At 37.8% G+C, this 16903-nt stretch carries 21 protein-coding genes and 1 pseudogene; 7 read left to right on the top strand and 15 right to left on the bottom strand.

Going from position 1 to position 16903, the window contains the following annotated elements; genetic code table 11:
- Positions 1-49: 49 nt before the first annotated feature.
- Positions 50-238, bottom strand: coding sequence for a hypothetical protein (locus CHI06_RS12860; protein ID WP_095248951.1), 189 nt, complete (start codon positions 236-238; stop codon positions 50-52).
- Positions 239-376: 138 nt separating this feature from the next.
- Here CHI06_RS12860 and CHI06_RS12855 point away from each other — a divergent pair, with 138 nt between their 5' ends.
- Both CHI06_RS12855 and CHI06_RS12850 read left to right on the top strand, forming a co-directional pair.
- Positions 377-583: a zinc ribbon domain-containing protein gene (locus tag CHI06_RS12855; protein WP_034674363.1), complete on the top strand. Its 207-nt coding sequence runs from the start codon at positions 377-379 to the stop codon at positions 581-583.
- A 26-nt stretch (positions 584-609) separates the two neighbouring features.
- Complete coding sequence (locus tag CHI06_RS12850; RefSeq protein ID WP_095248950.1) at positions 610-876, top strand: DUF3949 domain-containing protein; 267 nt, start codon at positions 610-612, stop codon at positions 874-876.
- A gap of 484 nt (positions 877-1360) precedes the next feature.
- Here the strand turns inward: CHI06_RS12850 and CHI06_RS12845 are convergent, their stop codons facing one another.
- The 4 genes from CHI06_RS12845 to CHI06_RS12830 all read right to left on the bottom strand — a co-directional run bounded on the left by CHI06_RS12845 (position 1361) and on the right by CHI06_RS12830 (position 4404).
- A complete protein-coding gene (locus tag CHI06_RS12845; protein WP_095248949.1) occupies positions 1361-2248 on the bottom strand; it encodes an SDR family oxidoreductase in 888 nt (295 codons plus the stop codon).
- Positions 2249-2289: 41 nt separating this feature from the next.
- Positions 2290-2637, bottom strand: coding sequence for a DoxX family protein (locus tag CHI06_RS12840; protein ID WP_095248948.1), 348 nt, complete (start codon positions 2635-2637; stop codon positions 2290-2292).
- A gap of 63 nt (positions 2638-2700) precedes the next feature.
- Positions 2701-3747: an LLM class flavin-dependent oxidoreductase gene (locus CHI06_RS12835; protein ID WP_095248947.1), complete on the bottom strand. Its 1047-nt coding sequence runs from the start codon at positions 3745-3747 to the stop codon at positions 2701-2703.
- 12 nt (positions 3748-3759) lie between these two features.
- Entirely contained in the window at positions 3760-4404 is a 645-nt protein-coding gene (locus CHI06_RS12830) for an NAD(P)H-binding protein (protein WP_095248946.1), read from the bottom strand.
- A gap of 149 nt (positions 4405-4553) precedes the next feature.
- On the opposite strand from CHI06_RS12830, the gene CHI06_RS12825 reads away from it, so the two are divergent.
- A complete protein-coding gene (locus tag CHI06_RS12825) occupies positions 4554-5120 on the top strand; it encodes a TetR/AcrR family transcriptional regulator (protein ID WP_095248945.1) in 567 nt (188 codons plus the stop codon).
- Positions 5121-5253: 133 nt separating this feature from the next.
- On the opposite strand, the gene CHI06_RS12820 is transcribed toward CHI06_RS12825, so the two are convergent.
- Entirely contained in the window at positions 5254-5661 is a 408-nt protein-coding gene (locus CHI06_RS12820; protein WP_095248944.1) for an NUDIX hydrolase, read from the bottom strand.
- A gap of 99 nt (positions 5662-5760) precedes the next feature.
- On the opposite strand from CHI06_RS12820, the gene CHI06_RS29745 reads away from it, so the two are divergent.
- The 4 genes from CHI06_RS29745 to CHI06_RS12805 all read left to right on the top strand — a co-directional run bounded on the left by CHI06_RS29745 (position 5761) and on the right by CHI06_RS12805 (position 8798).
- A complete protein-coding gene (locus CHI06_RS29745; RefSeq protein ID WP_165979170.1) occupies positions 5761-5910 on the top strand; it encodes a hypothetical protein in 150 nt (49 codons plus the stop codon).
- A 214-nt stretch (positions 5911-6124) separates the two neighbouring features.
- Entirely contained in the window at positions 6125-7378 is a 1254-nt protein-coding gene (locus CHI06_RS12815) for a dicarboxylate/amino acid:cation symporter (RefSeq protein WP_095248943.1), read from the top strand.
- A 228-nt stretch (positions 7379-7606) separates the two neighbouring features.
- Positions 7607-8236, top strand: coding sequence for a chromate transporter (locus tag CHI06_RS12810; protein ID WP_257009268.1), 630 nt, complete (start codon positions 7607-7609; stop codon positions 8234-8236).
- A gap of 19 nt (positions 8237-8255) precedes the next feature.
- Positions 8256-8798 (top strand): chromate transporter, encoded by a 543-nt coding sequence (locus CHI06_RS12805; protein WP_095248942.1) that lies wholly within the window; start codon positions 8256-8258, stop codon positions 8796-8798.
- A 290-nt stretch (positions 8799-9088) separates the two neighbouring features.
- Here CHI06_RS12805 and CHI06_RS12800 read toward each other — a convergent pair whose 3' ends face one another.
- The 9 genes and pseudogenes from CHI06_RS12800 to CHI06_RS12760 form a co-directional block, all read right to left on the bottom strand.
- Positions 9089-9802, bottom strand: a complete 714-nt coding sequence (locus tag CHI06_RS12800) for a response regulator (protein ID WP_095248941.1) — start codon at positions 9800-9802, stop codon at positions 9089-9091.
- Positions 9795-11405: a DcuS/MalK family sensor histidine kinase gene (gene dcuS, locus CHI06_RS12795; RefSeq protein ID WP_095248940.1), complete on the bottom strand. Its 1611-nt coding sequence runs from the start codon at positions 11403-11405 to the stop codon at positions 9795-9797. Before dcuS ends, CHI06_RS12800 begins: the two co-directional genes overlap by 8 nt.
- A 146-nt stretch (positions 11406-11551) precedes the next feature.
- Complete coding sequence (locus CHI06_RS12790; protein WP_095248939.1) at positions 11552-12466, bottom strand: hypothetical protein; 915 nt, start codon at positions 12464-12466, stop codon at positions 11552-11554.
- Between the two features lie 175 nt (positions 12467-12641).
- Positions 12642-13157: a TetR/AcrR family transcriptional regulator gene (locus tag CHI06_RS12785; protein WP_257009267.1), complete on the bottom strand. Its 516-nt coding sequence runs from the start codon at positions 13155-13157 to the stop codon at positions 12642-12644.
- A 589-nt stretch (positions 13158-13746) separates the two neighbouring features.
- A pseudogene (locus CHI06_RS12780) lies at positions 13747-13944 on the bottom strand (DUF3231 family protein); the annotation flags it as partial.
- Positions 13945-14049: 105 nt separating this feature from the next.
- Positions 14050-14502: an SRPBCC family protein gene (locus CHI06_RS12775; RefSeq protein WP_095248936.1), complete on the bottom strand. Its 453-nt coding sequence runs from the start codon at positions 14500-14502 to the stop codon at positions 14050-14052.
- Positions 14499-14885 carry a MerR family transcriptional regulator gene (locus tag CHI06_RS12770; RefSeq protein ID WP_257009266.1) on the bottom strand — a complete coding sequence of 129 codons (387 nt, stop codon included), beginning with the start codon at positions 14883-14885 and terminating at the stop codon, positions 14499-14501. The genes CHI06_RS12775 and CHI06_RS12770 overlap by 4 nt, the downstream gene beginning before the upstream one ends.
- Positions 14886-14920: 35 nt before the next feature.
- Positions 14921-15535, bottom strand: coding sequence for an FMN-binding negative transcriptional regulator (locus tag CHI06_RS12765; protein WP_095248935.1), 615 nt, complete (start codon positions 15533-15535; stop codon positions 14921-14923).
- 139 nt (positions 15536-15674) lie between these two features.
- Positions 15675-16613, bottom strand: a complete 939-nt coding sequence (locus tag CHI06_RS12760) for an LCP family glycopolymer transferase (protein ID WP_095248934.1) — start codon at positions 16611-16613, stop codon at positions 15675-15677.
- Positions 16614-16903 lie beyond the last annotated feature (290 nt).

Raw genomic sequence — 16903 nt, 5'->3', positions numbered from 1 at the left:
GTTCTAAAATCATCAGTATCGATAAACACAGCCGTACAGGAAAGTGTAATTACTCTCCTTCATTCACGATAATTTTATAACCCTCTTGTTGTGGTCCATCTTCATAAACTTCTCTTGATACGATGTAATAGGTTTCTTCCTTTTCGTCAGTGATCACCATTTCACTTGGGCTCTTATCGACGGCTGCAGCATCTAGGCTGAAATAACCCATACCTAACATTGAAATATCAAATGGCACGTTCATCCCTCTTTTCTAGTTTTATTGCATTTTACCTTTTTTCATGTAAGGGAACAAGCTAAAATGTGGGATTATATGAAACATTTTGAAATACAATACGTAAATAAATGGAAGGATTAAATTACTGGGGGGATTATAATGAGTGAAAAGGGTTGTATTAAATGCGGGTCTAGAGATACTGGTCAAAAGGAAGTTGCCATGACCGGAACGGGATTATCAAAAATATTCGATGTTCAACACAACACGTTTATCGTTATCTTCTGTAAAAAATGCGGTTATTCCGAATTCTATAATAAGAAATCATCCACTTCCTCCAATATTCTTGACCTATTTTTCGGTGGATGATAGATAGTAAAAAGGGGGAATTTTAGATGGATAAAGTATTTTTTATTTTTATTGGCGGCTATATTCTATTATCTTTGATTTTAGTACCTTTTCAATATCGATATGTTGAACAAATGGAAAAGATGCGGAGAGAAAATGAGAAAAAAGGCAAGAGTCAAGGTGAAATGATGGAGGATATGGGATTTGAGGAACAAGTATTGCATGCGAATGCGCAGGGAAGCATGCTCTTCATTCTCGCGAATATTTTGGCAACGATTGTTTATAAGGTAAAAAATCGAAATAAAGCCGTGTGATAACCTTTCTACCGGACAGAAAGAGGCCCTCATTCTTATAAAGGATTCACTTAAGAGGTGCACTTGAAAATGCAGTAGCCCCCCTATCAATTAAATTAACACCAGAAGAAATTGCTTCCTAGAGGAACCGTATGTTCCACATGCAATTAGTGGTTTTGTATTGAAGTAATTTCAGCCTGACGAAAGTTCGAATATAAAATTAAGAAAGCCAATTTTCCTGAATGTAGGAAGATTGGCTTTTTCAATTTCTAAAACTGTTTGATGATTGTCATTGTACTGTTAAATGCGGTGTGGTTTCACTTACGAAATCCGTTTCTTTTGCACATGTTTTTATATATGCTTTTTATCTGGTATTCGGATTATATCGCATTTAAGCAAATCTAGTTATTATCTCAAGGTTTTCAATGCACCGCTCCAATCGTTAACTTGATCAAGCATCAAATTGACATAATTCATTAGCTATTGGAAAACGTATTGTGGTGACTTAATTGTTTGGTTGAGATAGGTGGCTAACAATTTGGGCCAAAGCCTCTTTCATCGGTGTGACAGGGCGTCCAAGCAGTTTTTCCAGATCGTTACCTTCAACCTCTAATCCACCCTCACGAATACCTTTTTGTGTGTTAATAAGCATAGGAAGGAAGACTTCTGGTACTCCCGCACCTTTCATAATCTCGGCATAAGAGTCATTGTCAACCTGTTGAAAAGGAATCTCTTTCTCTAATACAGTTTCAAGAATAGAGACTAATTCTTTATGAGTAAAAAGTTTACCAGATAGTTCGTAAATTGTGTTTTCATGTCCGTTTCCAGACAGCACGTTTGCAGTTGCCTCTGCCAGATCCTGCCTGAGGGTCCAGCCAACTTTCCCATTTCCAGTTGCTGTTATCCAGGGAGCACCTGCCATTGCTGCCTGTATACTTCCGATTTCATTTTCCAGATACCAGTTATTCCTCAAAAATGAAAATGGTATACCTGTTTTTGCGATAGCCTCTTCCGTATCTTTATATACTGGAGCAAGGAAAAAGTCGCTATCGCTTGCTTTAGGAGCACTAGTAAACGCAATAAATTTAACGTTGGCACGTTTAGCGGCAGCTACTGCATTGGCGTGTTGCTTTTTTCTAATTTCATCTCCTTCAAGCTGCACTTCTGACGAGGATAAAATTAACAGCCTATCAATACCTGAAAAAGCAACATCCAGTGTTTCTGGTTTATCAAAATCGCCATGGCGGACTTCGACTCCACGTGCTTTCAATCCTTCTGCATTTTCTGGATTACGAACACTAACGGCTATTTGTTCTACTGGTACGGTTTTTAATAACGTTTCAACCACCATCGATCCTAATTTTCCTGTTGCACCTGTAACTAATAATTTCATTTACTTTTCCTCCAATAATCCTAATTAGATTAGATAATTTTTCATAATAAATATAGAAAAAATACAACAAACGATAGAATGGCTAAGAATAGAATCATTACCGTATCCTTAAAGGAATCCTTTACACGAATATGTGTAAGGAGACCGCCTATACCTGTGATGCCTAATAAAAGGGATCCTGCCAATGCCGAAGTTGAAGCCCAATATCCAACAATTAAAAGTACCGCCCCTGTTAATTCAACTAGCCCAGTTACAACTCTAAACCATTGTGGCAATCTCCAATGCGTAAAGGCTTCCACATGCATTTTAGAACCAGTTACTTTTCCAAAGCCAGCCATTAAAAACATTAAGGCAAGAATTCCTTGTAAAACATAAGTTAAAACTTCCATCCTTCTTCTCCCCTTTTTTGTTCTTTGTTATTTTTCTAAACCAAAGCCATCTTCCAGATTTACTTATTTTGATAAAGCTCTGCGTACGATTGGTGCTACTTTGTTTACTAGTAAATCAATGGCTTTTTCTACTCTGGCTAATGGCTGACCACCCATATCGAATTGTCCCATAAAGCGTGAATGTCCGAATAGTTCATGCTGATACAAGATCTTTTCTGCCAATTCCTCTGCACTGCCAACCGCTAATATTTGACCTGCTGCTCGCTGTGGCGTCAATTGCTCCACTGATGTATAGAAGTGTGGGTAACCACGGTCTTTTGAAAAGTAGTCAAAATATTGATTGTAGTGCGGAAGAAATTCGGTAATCGCTTGTTCTCCTGTTTCGGCGATATACGAATGCCCCGTCACAGAAACTCTTAACTTGGCTATATCATGACCTGCTTCTCTTGCGGATTCCCAGTAAAGATCTGTTAGTGGTTTGACGGATTCAGGACGACCGCCTAATAAGCCCAGTGCCATATTAACACCAAGTCTTCCTGCACGAACGGCACTTGCAGGGGTCCCCCCAACACCAATCCAAAGAGGCAGTTTCTTCTGAACAGGTCTAGGTGCAATTTGTGCATTTTGAAGGGGGGAACGGAAATTCCCGTGCCAACTGACGACTTCCTGCTCCTGCAATTTCAAAAATAGATTCAGCTTCTCTTCAAACAATTCATTGTAATCATTTAAACTTGCTCCAAAGAGAGAGAATGATTCTAAAAATGCCCCGCGACCTAAAATAATTTCAGTTCGTCCGTTCGATAATAAATCCAGTGTTGCAAAATCTTCGTAAACACGCACTGGATCGGCTGTACTAATAACAGATAGCGTGCTGGTTAGTTTAATATTTTTCGTCTCACGTGCAATAGCTGCAAGCAGCATGGCATAAGAAGATGTAACAAAATCCAGATGGTGATGTTCTCCAACACCAAATATATCAAGTCCTGCTTCATCCGCCATTTTTGCCATTTGGATAATATCTTCAACTCTGGACCCGGCAGTTCGACTATTCCCATTGGCATCAGGTATTCGTTCGCCTAATGAATAAACTCCTAATTCAAATTGTTTCATTCCCTTGCCCTCCTAGTTGTTAAATACGATTGGCATTTTATGAATCCATTCGTTTTTCATCGCAGCTTCCAGCATACATTTCGCTGCATTATAACGAGAAACACTCATCTTACCTTTCGTATCTCCAAAAGATACAGAATAACCATTTCCATTTGTTTTAACATTGGGATTAATAATCCTTACAACAGTCCAATCCAGTTTAGAGTTTTTAATCAATTTCTCTATTGCTTTCATCTCAGCGTATGGTGTGGGGGAGAAAAGTTTTGGCATTATACTCGGGAACACAGTGATAAACTGTTTAATGTCTTCCTTTGCAGAGATGCTAGGTGTAGCTAGCGTAATCAACCTTTTGATTCCGTACTCCTCCATAACAGAGATAATTGCTTTATGTGCTTCTGCTATAGGGAGGTCTGAAACTTTTCGCTTCATTGACATAGCTGGGCCAAGGGCACTTAAAACAGCATCTCTTCCGATGATGGCTTCTTTTAACTTTTCTCGGTCTGTTAAAGCCCCAACTACAACTTGCAGTTTTTCGTGTTCTATACTTAAAGCATTAGGTCTTCTCGTATAGGCTGTAACATCATATCCAGCCTCAAGTGCAAGATTCACAAGAAGCTGACCAATTTGACCATTTGCTCCAAATATTGTTATTTTCATTTCTCTCACTCCAACATCTTTTGTTTAGACAACATTTGTTGTAAAATCAATATATCAAGTTGGTAAACATTCAACAACCAACAAAAATAACAGATATATTGCTTAAACAACATATTGATAAAAATGTCTATTAAATAGGAGCAAAATTTATGGAAAAACAAATCGACCCCCGTATTCTCCGTACCCGTAAGCTCATTATGGATGCGTTTATACAGTTATCAATGAAAAAAGAATTTAAAGACATCACCATAAAAGATATTACAACCGTTGCCACGGTTAATCGTGCAACCTTCTATTCTCATTTCATAGACAAATATGACTTGCTTGAAAAGGCCTTGAGTGAAAGTGTGATGAGAGAAATCATTCAAGAAGTTAGTACACATGAGGTAATTAACGAAGAGACGATCGAAGCTATTTTTTTATCCATTATAAAGTTTCAAACATCTATCAGTAACCAATGTCGACGAAGTTACGAGGCGTTTACACCCCAAATAGAAACGATTTTTAAAAAGGAACTTGAAGCCTTTTTTTCAGGGTTGGCACAAAAACAATGGCCTAATCAAAGTAAAAATGAATTAGAGGTCTATGCCGTGATGTTAAGCTGGGCACTTTATGGAGCTGCGATGCATTGGATGCAAAATCAAAACTCACAACCAGAAGATTATGTGGAGCAAATACTGCATATCATAAAAATGGAGAAAACATGGATAAAGTAATGTTAATTTAATCTAATATTAATACCGAACTCAAACATTATATTTTTATTCTCCAAATATAAAGAGCCTGTTTTCATAAATAGTTTTTAATTCAAAACACAAGGACCGTTCTGGTCCTTTATGTATTTCAGCCTTAAAAACCTATATAAAAAGGATGGTGTTTCTCATCCAAACAATATTCAATTCTTTGCCTAAAGTTATTCCAGGTGACCATTTCCAAAGCCTCTTCTAGTTTGTAAAAACCTACTTCAAGACTCTCTGGACTGGTTGTTAATTCCCCACCGATGGGTTTCCCTAAAAATAAGGTATTACAAATAGAATCCTCGATATTTTGAAAGATTCCACAAAACTTTATTACCTCTATGTCTATCCCAGATTCTTCTTTTGTTTCTCGGATCACAGCATCAGTCAAGGATTCTCCTTCCTCCACCTGACCGCCAGGCATTTCCCATCCTCTACGTGGTCCTTTAATCAGTAATAACTCATTCTTCTCGTTTAAGACAATTGCTGCAGCTGAAACAATATGTTTTGGTATTGCCATTTTTTCTCCTCCATTCTGTTCACTATAAAAATAATCTAATTCAATTTATTGAATTTGTCATTTACTTTTCAACCATACTATTACATGGAGGTGTATGAAATGCCAAAAAATAATCCTATTGAATATACTGGAAAGGTTCTTAATCAAAGGAATCAACTAACTGGTCCCGATGATTCAGGCAAAGCATCCTATCCTGAGCGACCGCAAAATGTTTCTATACAGGACCCAGACAGTAAAAAAAGACAATAGTTTTCCAGACGGCTGCCAACAAGGCAGCTTTTTTATTTGGCAGCAGCCTTCCTAAAGGATTAACCCCCCTAAAAAAACAATCTTTCACTTACTTTAATTACAAAACAATTTATAAAGTATTATAAACTATTTAAGTTGTTCACAAAATTGTAATATATTGATAATTCAACAAAATGATACCGTTTCCAAAATAAAAGAGCAGGAGGCATGGATAATGAAAATTAATTTTAAAAGTCTCACTACCCAGGTAATTCTGGGAATACTCCTTGGTATTTCAGTCGGTTTAGTTTTTCCTGAGATTGGCTCACAACTAAAGGTCATTGCAGATATTTTTATTAAACTAGTAAAAATGGTGATAGCTCCCATTATATTCCTGACAATCGTCATTGGAATCGCAGGTATGGGAGATTTAAAGAAAGTTGGTAAAATCGGCGGGAAGGCGTTGCTTTATTTTGAAATCGTCTCTACCATCGCTCTAGCCATCGGTATTATGGTTGCGAATGTCATTAAGGCAGGAAAAGGGATTGATGCGGAAGCAGGAAAAGGAGATATCTCCCAATACACAGAAAAAGCGGCTGAAACGAGTCATGGGTTTATGGATTTTATCCTATCAATCATTCCCGATAGCTTTATCGGTGCTTTCGCTAAAGGTGAACTTTTACCAGTGCTCCTTTTAGCTGTATTATTCGGAATTTCTTTAGCTCACTTAGGTAACAAGGGAAAACCTGTTATTGAGTTTTTTGAAAAATGTGCAGATGTTTTCTTCGGAATTGTTAATATCATTATGAAAGTTTCGCCATTCGCAGCATTTGGTGCGATGGCTTACACAATCGGAGAATTCGGAATTGGGTCATTATTGTATCTTGGTAAATTAATGGGCTCGGTTTATCTTACAATGGCTCTTTTCATTATCATAGTTCTCGGCGGAATTGCTAAAATGTTCGGTTTCAGTATTTTTAAATTCATTGCTTATATAAAGGAAGAAATCTTGCTAGTGGTAGGAACCTCATCCTCTGAGGCGGCGCTGCCTAAAATGATGGAAAAGCTTGAAAACTACGGCTGCTCTAAGCCCGTTGTCGGGTTAGTTCTTCCAACAGGATATTCCTTTAACCTGGATGGAACCTCCATTTATCTATCGATGGCCGCATTGTTCATCGCTCAGGCATATGGGGTGGACTTATCAATTTGGCAGCAAATCACACTTCTTGCAGTATTAATGTTTACATCAAAGGGTGCCGCGGGCGTCACAGGATCAGGATTTGTTACATTAGCAGCAACCCTTGCCGTTTTCCCATCCATACCTGTGGAAGGGATGGCCCTTATTCTCGGGGTTGACCGCTTCATGTCAGAAGCACGTGCCATCACAAACCTTATCGGAAACGGAGTAGCAACCGTCGTCATCTCCAAAACAGAAGGCGAATTCAAACCCGTACACCAAGTCACAGACAAAAAACAAATCACAGCCTAAACCCCAAAAATGTGAGCCCCTCCGGCTCACATTTTTTCATTCCCTCCCCCTTTTTATTTCACTGTCCGCCTGAGGCGGACAGTGTCCACGGGCGGTGCCTGTCACCCAAATTTACAATTGTTTCTATTTACCCATACTCTCTCTTTTGGTACCTTTATATATAGTGTTAGATTCATAGGTTGAATGGAGTTTTGTTCTCTTTAGATCTTGTGGAAAGAAGGATTTTTTATGAAGGTGAAGTTCCAATGGAATTTGTTGTTTCAAATTTTTTGGTCGTTTTTTAAGATTAGTCCTGTTACGTTTGGCGGGGGTTTTGCGATGATCCCTTTCATCATAAAAGAAATAGTGGAAAAGCGAAAATGGTTAACACATGAAGACATTACCGATGTGATAGCTTTATCTCAAACGGTTCCAGGAGCGGTTGCGGTGAATTCAGCCACGTTTATTGGTCACAGAATTGGCGGAATCCGAGGAGCACTCGCTGCGATGATTGGCGTTTCGCTGCCTACATTTTTAATTGTTCTGTCTTTAGGAATTTCTTATTTTTTTGTTCAAGACAATCCCAAGTTAGAAGCCGCATTTATTTCAATAAGGGCGACAATCGTTGCCATCATTGTCTATGCAGCAATTAGAATAGCAAAAACTGCGATTACCGATAAGACCACATTCTTTATTATGGCTTTGGGTGTCCCAGTACTGTTTTTCATCCACCCCATTATTGCCATTTTTCTTGGAGCAATTACGGGATTAGCGGCTGTAAAAATTAAACAGAAGTTAGGTTACAATATAGACTTGCATAAGAAAAAGAAAGTGGATCCATCTACTGACCCTGACTATTTCATGGGTGCAGGTATTTAAGAGAGAGGAGTGCTTATGTATGATATTGTGGGAACTGTTTCACACATTTCTTATCATGGGTTTTGTCTCCTTTGGAGGGGGCTATGCGATGATTCCTATCATCGAAACAGCAGCCACTGACTACGGATGGATGACTGCAGAACGTTTGACCAATATGATTGCGATTGCTGGTATGTCTCCAGGTCCAGTCGCTGTAAATAGTGCGATTTTAGTAGGATATTCTGCTGCAGGAATCAATGGGGCTCTCATCTCTGCGATGGCCATTTTACTGCCCTCGCTTATCTTAGTTATTCTTGTTGCTGCTCTATTTTCCAAACTCCATCATAATCCAGTGGTTGAAAAGATTTTCTATGGTTTAAAGCCTCTGGTAACAAGTTTAATCATCTTTGCTGCTCTTAAATTTGCGCTGGCTAATAACCTGATTACTATCAATATCTCATTTCGTTCTATAAGCTTAGTAGTCATCTTTGGGCTATCTTTGTTTGCCTTATTAAAGCTCCGTTGGAATCCAGTCTATGTGATTATCCTTTCTGGGCTGGTAGGCATAGCCCTATATTCTTAAAAAGAATAGGCCGTTTTCGCATTGATTGTTGTGTTTCAGTTGAACAGATATAAAATTAGAATTTTTTACAATGGGGCTGATGAGGACACGTTATCCTTGTAGTCTATTGATTACCACTTTTCCAATTTTTTAGGGCTAGCGGTCACTTATAGCCCCTATTAGTTACCACTTCCACCATTTTTTAACGCTTGCAGTCACTTATAGCCTCGATGTCCATGAATCCTGATTCATACTAAAAGCAACAAAGTTTACGAAAAGAGCCAAAGAAAAAAAGTGGCTAGGCCACTTTTTTAAAGAAACATATTTACTTGACTAAGCTTATCCTTCTTCAATGTATAAAAATAAACCGGTCTTCCAATCCCATAGGTTAATGATTCTTCGAGGACACCGAGATGGGTTAAATATTTCAAGTACTTTCGGACTGACACTCTTGATATATATGTACTTTCTGCGATATCATCCGTTGAAAAAAGGCTGCCTTCTTTTGATTTAATCACATGTATGACATTTTGCAGCGTACTACTAGTTAACCCTTTTGGCAAATCTATGCTTAAATCCCCCGACGGCCTCTGCTCCGAATGTAGTATTCTATCATCTAAATCTTCCTGGTTAAAAACTTCCCTTTTTTCAAACAAGGCATATTTATCTTTATATTGAGCCAAGGCCTGATTAAACCTTTCAAACTCAAATGGTTTAATCAAATAATCGACTGCACCCAGCCTTAGTGCAGTTTGTATTTTTTCCGTGTCTGCTGCAGCTGTAATCAGAATAACATCGACTGCTATCTTTTGTTCCCTAATAAAATGAAGCAGTTCGAGGCCATTAGCCCCTGGCATATAGACATCCAGTAAAATGAGGTTAACCTGTTCCTTGTTCAGAAACTCCCTTGCATCCCTCACGTTATGGACAATGCCAGACAAACTAAAGCCATTCATTTCTTTAAGATACCGCTTATTAAACTCCGCTACCATCGGATCATCTTCAACTATTAGCACCTTAATCATGATTCCACCCCTTTGCCTCGTATGGAATTCGTATATGAATCTCTGTTCCTAGCAATAATTTAGAATCAATGGTCCATTCCCCGCCTAAGCTTTCAATGCTTTTCGAAACGAGATATAGACCATAGCCTCGATTTTCCCCTTTTGTGGAATAACCCTTTTCAAGCATACTCCTTTGAATCTTTTCTGGAATTCCTGGCCCCGAATCCAAAACTTCCATTGTTAAACATTTATCCGAAAAGTGAAAAATAACTTCAAGTGTTTTCTCGCTGCAATCAGCCATCGCCTCAATAGCATTATCGATTAAATTACCAAGAATGGTAATTAACTCATGAGCAATTACCGGGTCCGCCGGCTCAGGAATCACCTTATTTACCTCTATCGTAAACTCCACATTTTCTTCCCTGGCATAGCTTAATTTTCCCATAAGAAATCCGGCTAGTGCAGGGTCTTTAATATTCTGAGTAATAGTACCAAGCTCTCGATTTTGGTGACCAACTAAAGTGTGAATAAAATCAGATAGTTCATCGTAATACTTCATTTGGACCATTCCAAGAATGACATGCAGGCGGTTCATAAACTCATGAGACTGCGCACGGAGTGCTTCCGCATAGGTTTTCACGCCTGTTAATTGCTCTGCCAATTGCTTAACATCACTCTTATCCCTGAAGGTTGAAATCGCCCCAACCACCTCGTTATTTACAACTAATGGGACTCGATTCACGAGTATGGAAACCCCGTTAATCATTTGTTCTTCATCCAGTTCTGGTTTACCTGTCTCGAGAACCTGATCAAGTCTGGTTGATGGTAAATATTCGTGGATTTTCATTCCAATTGGATCTTGAGACAGCCCTGCCTTTTGAAAAATTTGTCGTGCTGATTGATTGACCAGCGTAATGGTTTGTTCATTATCAACGGCAATGATTCCCTCATGTACGGATTGAAGCATCGTACTCCGCTCTTCAAAAATCTTGGCAATTGCAAAGGGTTCAAGTCCAAATAGGATTCTTTTAATATACCTAGCAAGTAAAACAGCACCTATGATACCAACAAGTAAACCCAATACTGTAACAGTAAGAATACTTCGATGACTCTTGCCTAGAACGGCTTCGACACTTTCTAGAGAAATGCCGACTGCAACCACACCAATCTGGTCACCGGTCACATTAAAAATGGGTGTAAAGGCACGCAAGGATTCACCCAGTGTTCCACGTGAGCTTGATACATACTCTTTCCCCTTAAGCGCCTCCCTTTCATCCCCCCCTACAAAATGTTTTCCGATTTGTTCTGGATTAGGATGCGACTTCCGCATTCCGTTCATATCCATGACGACAATAAACAGCATGTCCGTAGCATCTAGAATATCCTTTGTATACTCCTGAATCTCGTTGGTCTTACGTTCATCCTCCAATGCTTCGATAACAATATGAGAAGTTGCAATGGACCTCGAAACCATCATGGCTTTCTCTTCCTGATGTTTTCTAATATTTTTACTGACTGTGCTGCTTATTAAAAAATCTGTAATCATTAAAGATACAAGTACCACTAAACAAACGAAGAAAATAATAATCGTAGTTAATTTAAATTTAAAACGTCGAGTTTGCACCGAAATACCTCCGCAGTTGGAACATTCAAATAACTCTATCTACTATTGTAGCAATATTTTTACTGGGAAATTAATTATTTTTGCAAGAAGCTCTAACTCTTTGAAAAATTTATTCTAAAAAAATATTCAGTGACCGGAGCTCTCTGCTATTTTCCTTTCGGACACTCCAGCATCTCTGCAGTAACCGTAAGCTCTTTTCTATTTTTGATCCTCATCATACATGCAACTACTACGGTTCCAAACCAGATAAGAAATAATAGGCATGCAATAATTGGTAATGCTGTTAACTCAAAAACTGAATGCCCCAATGCAGTTTGGATGCCTATCATAACAATCATAAGTAACCAAGCAATTCCGCCAACATGAATCAGTCTTTGTTTGAAGCTTTCCTTTACCCGAGCCTTTTCCAAAAGCCAAGCAGGCAGAATCAATGTTTGCAGTGCATGAAATCCAATTCCATGTAGAACAATTACATTTCCAGTCCCTCCTGTAAGCCGGTCTTGAAGAAGAATCATCCATAGACCCGCAATATTCGCTGCTAGAACCGAGATAAATGCATATCGAATCCCCAACATTAACAAAGGTCGTTGAGAAGACTTTTTCAATCGGAAGAAATGGACTGTAAGTACTAACGCCAAGATTACTAATACTAATGAAACAACGCCAAATAGGATTCCAGCAGCCATATCAACAACTGTTCCTTCCCGAGAAAATCTCGGACTTATTCCTCTAAAGTTTTGAACCGTTTCAATGATATAACAATATAAGCTTGTTAGAATAAATAACCACCGCACCGCTTTCCTTCTGAAAGCATTAAGTCTTGTTAATGGCAGAATGGCAGCGATTGATAAAATATAAATTCCGATAGCTGCATTAAAAGAAAAGGCATCCTTCACGTTTCCTTCAGGTAACATAATTGAACCTCGAAAAAACATATAAATGGCTATTCCTGCTGAAAGTATAAATCCGAATATACCTGTAATGACTAGAGCCCTTTCTCCTTCAAAAAGCTTAACAGTTGGTTCATTATCAATTCGACTCGCATTTGCTAATTTTGACATATAATATCCCTCTTTCAGTTAATTTATCTATCAGTCAATAAGTCAATTAAAAAAATAAAGCTTACAATCATTTATTTATCAATCAATAAATAATAGCTCAAAAAAATAATTCAATTTCTATTTATTTATTAATCAATAAATAATACTTTAAAAAAAGGAGAGCAAATTGCTCCTTTTAACAGTTTCCAGGTCCGGGAGTTAACTGAGGTAATTTCAGTACTTCTGCTAACGTAATTAATAATCCAGTGCCGATAAACTGGGAGGAAGTTTCCTTTGCATTGGGAATGCCTGCATTTTCAAATTTCAAAGTTAGGGATTCAAAAATTTCGAGAAATAAACTGCTGACATGTTCTCGAATTCCCGGTTCAGAAATCGCATGTGCCTGCATAACCATCAATACTTCATCACGGTGGGTTTGGATAATTTGTTCAAAAGCATGCCCCATGGTTTCGATTAATTGATCGGCAGGTGCATGAACCTCAGCAAAAGTGTCATAGATGCGGCCAAATGCCCGGTCAATAACCACCTTGAATAGTTCTTCTTTGTTTTCAAAAAAGTGAAACACATATGGCTGTGTAACTCCAGCTGCTTTTGCAACCATTGCAGTGGTTGCCTTATAATACCCCTTTTCAGCAAAGACTCCTACAGCATTTTCTATTATGATTTCTTTTTTATCTTCTCGGACTGCCACGTTTGCTACCATCCTTATATTTATTTATTGACTAATAAATAAATGATAAATAAATACTCCAACTTTGTCAATAGACTTAAATTCACATGCAAAAAAGCGAAAGTTATTCGATAACTAGCTGCTGATTCCTGCAGTTAGGATCATGAGGGTCCGCTCTTATTGTTGGGGGATGAGGTTTAGCATTCGATCTGATAAATAGACGGAATAATTTAGCTTATTTAGTAAATAGTGTCGATATTAGCTTAAATAGACGGAGAAATTCCGTCTATTTACTCAAAAAACGTGAAAATGGGCGATTTTGCTTTGAATAACCGGAAAATCTCCCCTTATATACCCCGAAACGAGCTACATTCTGCTTCTAACCGGAAAATCTCCGCTTATCTTACTTTTGCTTGTTTACTGATAGGGACAAGGCATCTTAAAAGGGAGTGAGCTTTATCTCTAGAATCCAAGAGAACCTCATTTTGATGCATTACGGTGAACCGAATCACAAGTAAGTGAGTTATATTTCTATAAATAAGATTTTTGTATTCCAAATAAAGATACTCACCAATTATAACCTGCAGCTTTTATTTTGTTATTAAATAGCCTATGCCTTGTAATATGGGGCAATCCTCAGCCACTCATGCTTATCCAAGTACTGTTTTAATGTTAAGCCAGCTGTGGTCTTCTTCAAGATAATTTTCGAAAATATTAATCCAACATCCGCTCGAATTGATTCAGTAAGCCCTTTCGCCGCATAATTAACACCCATCGCAAGATTGTAGGACATTAAATTCGCCATTTCTTCATCGTTTAAATACCTTCATATTAGGATCCCCACCAATCTTTTATTTTTATGATGGTAGTTTTCCTATATTTTATAAAGCATGCGTTCGTCCCGGATACTCCTTTATATCTTTAACGATTCTTGCTCAACCTTATCCATGAATTCCTTCAACATAATTTTGTTGCTTTTCTCGCTGCCGAGCTTCAGCATTGCACGGCCAACAAAATTTACTCCTTCGTTTATCCCCTCGTAAATAAACTTTGTGTGCTGCTCATCGATTTTTAGTAGCGTAAAGCCTAACGATATCTTAAATGCCTTACCTAAAACGAAGCTTATTTGCTTATGCTTTTTATCCGGAGAATCTTCGAAGGCAAGTGTTTCTACAATGTAGGTCTCCACCCGCTTACCTTCGCGGTATTTTTGCTGATGCTTTGCTCCCACTTCCACTTCCGTCTTTTCAATGATGGTATGTTCCTCTACCTTAGGCATTATTTTCTTAATATTTTCATCAAAAAATAGACTCCACACTTTTTCAATATTTACCTCTATCATCTTCTCTTCTTTCCATTGAATCATTCCGATTCCTCCCTCCCTGATGCGATAAATTCATCTATTTCTTCAAGCTGAAGACGAAGGTCTTCGATTTGCACCTGGATGTTTTTTCTTTTTTGTACTAACAAATCTTCTAAATGAGCGAAAGACTCATCCTCCATAACGGAAATCATCTCCTGTATTGTAAAACCAAATCTTCTTAGCTTTACTAAGAGAATCGCTAAAAAATAGCTCCCATCATCATAATAGCGGTAATTGTTTTCTGGATTAATGTAAGCAGGTTCTAGTAGCTTTACCTCTGCATAATAACGCAGCGTTTCCCTACTTAATCCCGTCATCTTCGAAAAATCGCTAATTTTGTACAGGTTCTCTCCCTCCCCACCTAAATAATAAACTGTGGGGTGCACCACAGGGTCAACTATTATTTTTTATGGTTCCATTATTAACCGTTAGTGAGATTTTTCTTCATCAGTTGTGCTATATGTATATTATTTTGATCCACACTATTTTCTAATTGCTTAATAATTAATTCTTGTCTTCCTTCCGGATGATTTTGACTTAGTTTGGCTTTCCCCTCTATTTTGTTAATGTTGATTTGAAAACCTACAATACCTTTACTCATGCCCTTAATATAATTTTCATCAACATTTTCTAAATGATAGGAACTGTCTGGTTTTTCATATTTATTTACCATGTCTGCCAGTGAATCAAATACTTCCTTCTCTTCTTCTATAATCTCCAACTCTCCATAAACGTGTATAGCTACATAATTCCAAGTTGGCACTGCTTGATCTGTCTCATACCATGATGGTGAAATATAGCAATGCGGGCCTTGAAAGATGACAAGAACATTCTGACCCACGATATCCTTCCACTGCTGGTTCTGCCTGGCAAAGTGTCCTTCCAAATAACCTTCTTCTTTATTCAAAAGTAGTGGCAGATGAGTGGCATAGGGTTCTCCATTATGCAGAGAAAACAAGGTGGCAAAGCTATTCTTTTCAATAAAGTCATATATGACTTCTTCCTTATTAATAGTAAAAGATTTTGGTATATACATATCTTTCATCTCCATTCTAAAGTTATTTAAAATACTTCTATATCAGATTATAAAAACCTTCTTTTGTAAAGTAACTGCTCCGTTTTAGAAAAAGAAGAGGACTGGGTATGATAATCGCCAGTCCTTTAATCAATGCCAATCAAAAATCAGCTTCACTATTCATTTCTAATTGTGATTTCATTTCATCCTGAACACGCTGTTGTTCTGCTATCGTTACAAGTCCATAATAGATATTATCAATCATTTTTCCTTCAGATTGTAATGTCAGCTGTTCGATGTTTTTCCCAGCTTCTTTATAGTTCTTTTGGATGCTAATCATTTCTTCAAAGGTAAGATTCGTTTTGACATTACTGCCTATCGCTTGGAAGATATCTGGTGCTTTCGATAAGCTAGAGATGCTCGCGCCCTCTTTGATCACTGCTTGAATTACTTGACGCTGGCGTTCTTGACGGCCGAAATCTCCATTCGGATCATCGTATCTCATTCTAATAAAAGTTAGTGCTTCATCGCCATTCAGGTGAATCTTACCAGCAGGAAAATCAACCTCTTCCACTGTAAAAGCAAAATCATTCTCGACATTAATCCCGCCAACTGTATCAATAATATCCTTAAAGCCCTCCATATTGATTTTCACATAATAATCAATCGGAATATCAAGGAAATTCTCTACCGTATCAACCGCCATTGAAACACCGCCAAAAGCGTAGGCATGGTTTATTTTATCCTCTTTTCCCTTACCAACAATCTCTGTTCTTGTATCCCTTGGAATACTCAGCATTTTTACAGAATTATTGTTTGGATTTACCGTTAACACAATCATCGTGTCAGAACGGCCACTATCTCCTTCACGCTCATCCACACCAAGCATTAACACGGAAAATGGTTCTTTCTTTTTTAAAGCTTCCGTCTGCTTCACCTTATTTTGTTTGTCATCAAGCGGTTCATGCATAGTTGCTACTGCCTTATTAAAAGATTTATACACTGTAAACCCATAGATGCCGCCAACGATTAGTATAATAAATAAAAACAAGCCTATTATATTTCGCCAGTTCAGCCTCCGCCTTTTTTTCCTTCTCATTTCTTGATCTCCTAAACAATTTCGGCATTTTAGTAATTAGGTTACCAAAGAGTTGTTTCATAGGAATTACAGGGACATGTCGATTTATTGTTATTTACTTTACATTTTTGCTGGTATTTGTAGATTAATAGAAGATGTTGAATCACACTTATCGACAAAAAATTTTCTGGGAAATAAGCGAAATTTCGTTTATAAAAAGGGCTGATAGAGGCTTTAATCAAACGTTTGGTTAAAAAGTCTTTTGTCACATTTTGTTTATGAAGTTATGAAAAAAAGACGTTCGGGGTTTT

It is taken from the genome of Bacillus sp. 7884-1, assembly GCF_002272245.1.
Lineage (GTDB): Bacteria > Bacillota > Bacilli > Bacillales > Cytobacillaceae > Neobacillus.
The sequence above is the reverse complement of the archived record's forward strand: the minus strand, read 5'-3'. Positions and strand labels throughout refer to the sequence as shown.

Excerpts from the sequence above, each read along its gene's own strand:
- CHI06_RS12825 (WP_095248945.1), top strand. The coding sequence starts at position 4,554 with ATGGAAAAACAAATCGACCCCCGTATTCTCCGTACCCGTAAGCTCATT.
- CHI06_RS12815 (WP_095248943.1), top strand. The coding sequence starts at position 6,125 with ATGAAAATTAATTTTAAAAGTCTCACTACCCAGGTAATTCTGGGAATA.
- CHI06_RS12845 (WP_095248949.1), bottom strand. The coding sequence starts at position 2,248 with ATGAAATTATTAGTTACAGGTGCAACAGGAAAATTAGGATCGATGGTG.
- CHI06_RS12810 (WP_257009268.1), top strand. The coding sequence starts at position 7,607 with ATGAAGGTGAAGTTCCAATGGAATTTGTTGTTTCAAATTTTTTGGTCG.
- CHI06_RS12805 (WP_095248942.1), top strand. The coding sequence starts at position 8,256 with ATGATATTGTGGGAACTGTTTCACACATTTCTTATCATGGGTTTTGTC.
- CHI06_RS12790 (WP_095248939.1), bottom strand. The coding sequence starts at position 12,466 with ATGTCAAAATTAGCAAATGCGAGTCGAATTGATAATGAACCAACTGTT.
- CHI06_RS12840 (WP_095248948.1), bottom strand. The coding sequence starts at position 2,637 with ATGGAAGTTTTAACTTATGTTTTACAAGGAATTCTTGCCTTAATGTTT.
- CHI06_RS12855 (WP_034674363.1), top strand. The coding sequence starts at position 377 with ATGAGTGAAAAGGGTTGTATTAAATGCGGGTCTAGAGATACTGGTCAA.
- CHI06_RS12800 (WP_095248941.1), bottom strand. The coding sequence starts at position 9,802 with ATGATTAAGGTGCTAATAGTTGAAGATGATCCGATGGTAGCGGAGTTT.
- CHI06_RS12835 (WP_095248947.1), bottom strand. The coding sequence starts at position 3,747 with ATGAAACAATTTGAATTAGGAGTTTATTCATTAGGCGAACGAATACCT.
- CHI06_RS12830 (WP_095248946.1), bottom strand. The coding sequence starts at position 4,404 with ATGAAAATAACAATATTTGGAGCAAATGGTCAAATTGGTCAGCTTCTT.
- CHI06_RS12775 (WP_095248936.1), bottom strand. The coding sequence starts at position 14,502 with ATGATTCAATGGAAAGAAGAGAAGATGATAGAGGTAAATATTGAAAAA.
- CHI06_RS12850 (WP_095248950.1), top strand. The coding sequence starts at position 610 with ATGGATAAAGTATTTTTTATTTTTATTGGCGGCTATATTCTATTATCT.
- CHI06_RS29745 (WP_165979170.1), top strand. The coding sequence starts at position 5,761 with ATGCCAAAAAATAATCCTATTGAATATACTGGAAAGGTTCTTAATCAA.
- CHI06_RS12760 (WP_095248934.1), bottom strand. The coding sequence starts at position 16,613 with ATGAGAAGGAAAAAAAGGCGGAGGCTGAACTGGCGAAATATAATAGGC.
- CHI06_RS12820 (WP_095248944.1), bottom strand. The coding sequence starts at position 5,661 with ATGGCAATACCAAAACATATTGTTTCAGCTGCAGCAATTGTCTTAAAC.
- CHI06_RS12765 (WP_095248935.1), bottom strand. The coding sequence starts at position 15,535 with ATGTATATACCAAAATCTTTTACTATTAATAAGGAAGAAGTCATATAT.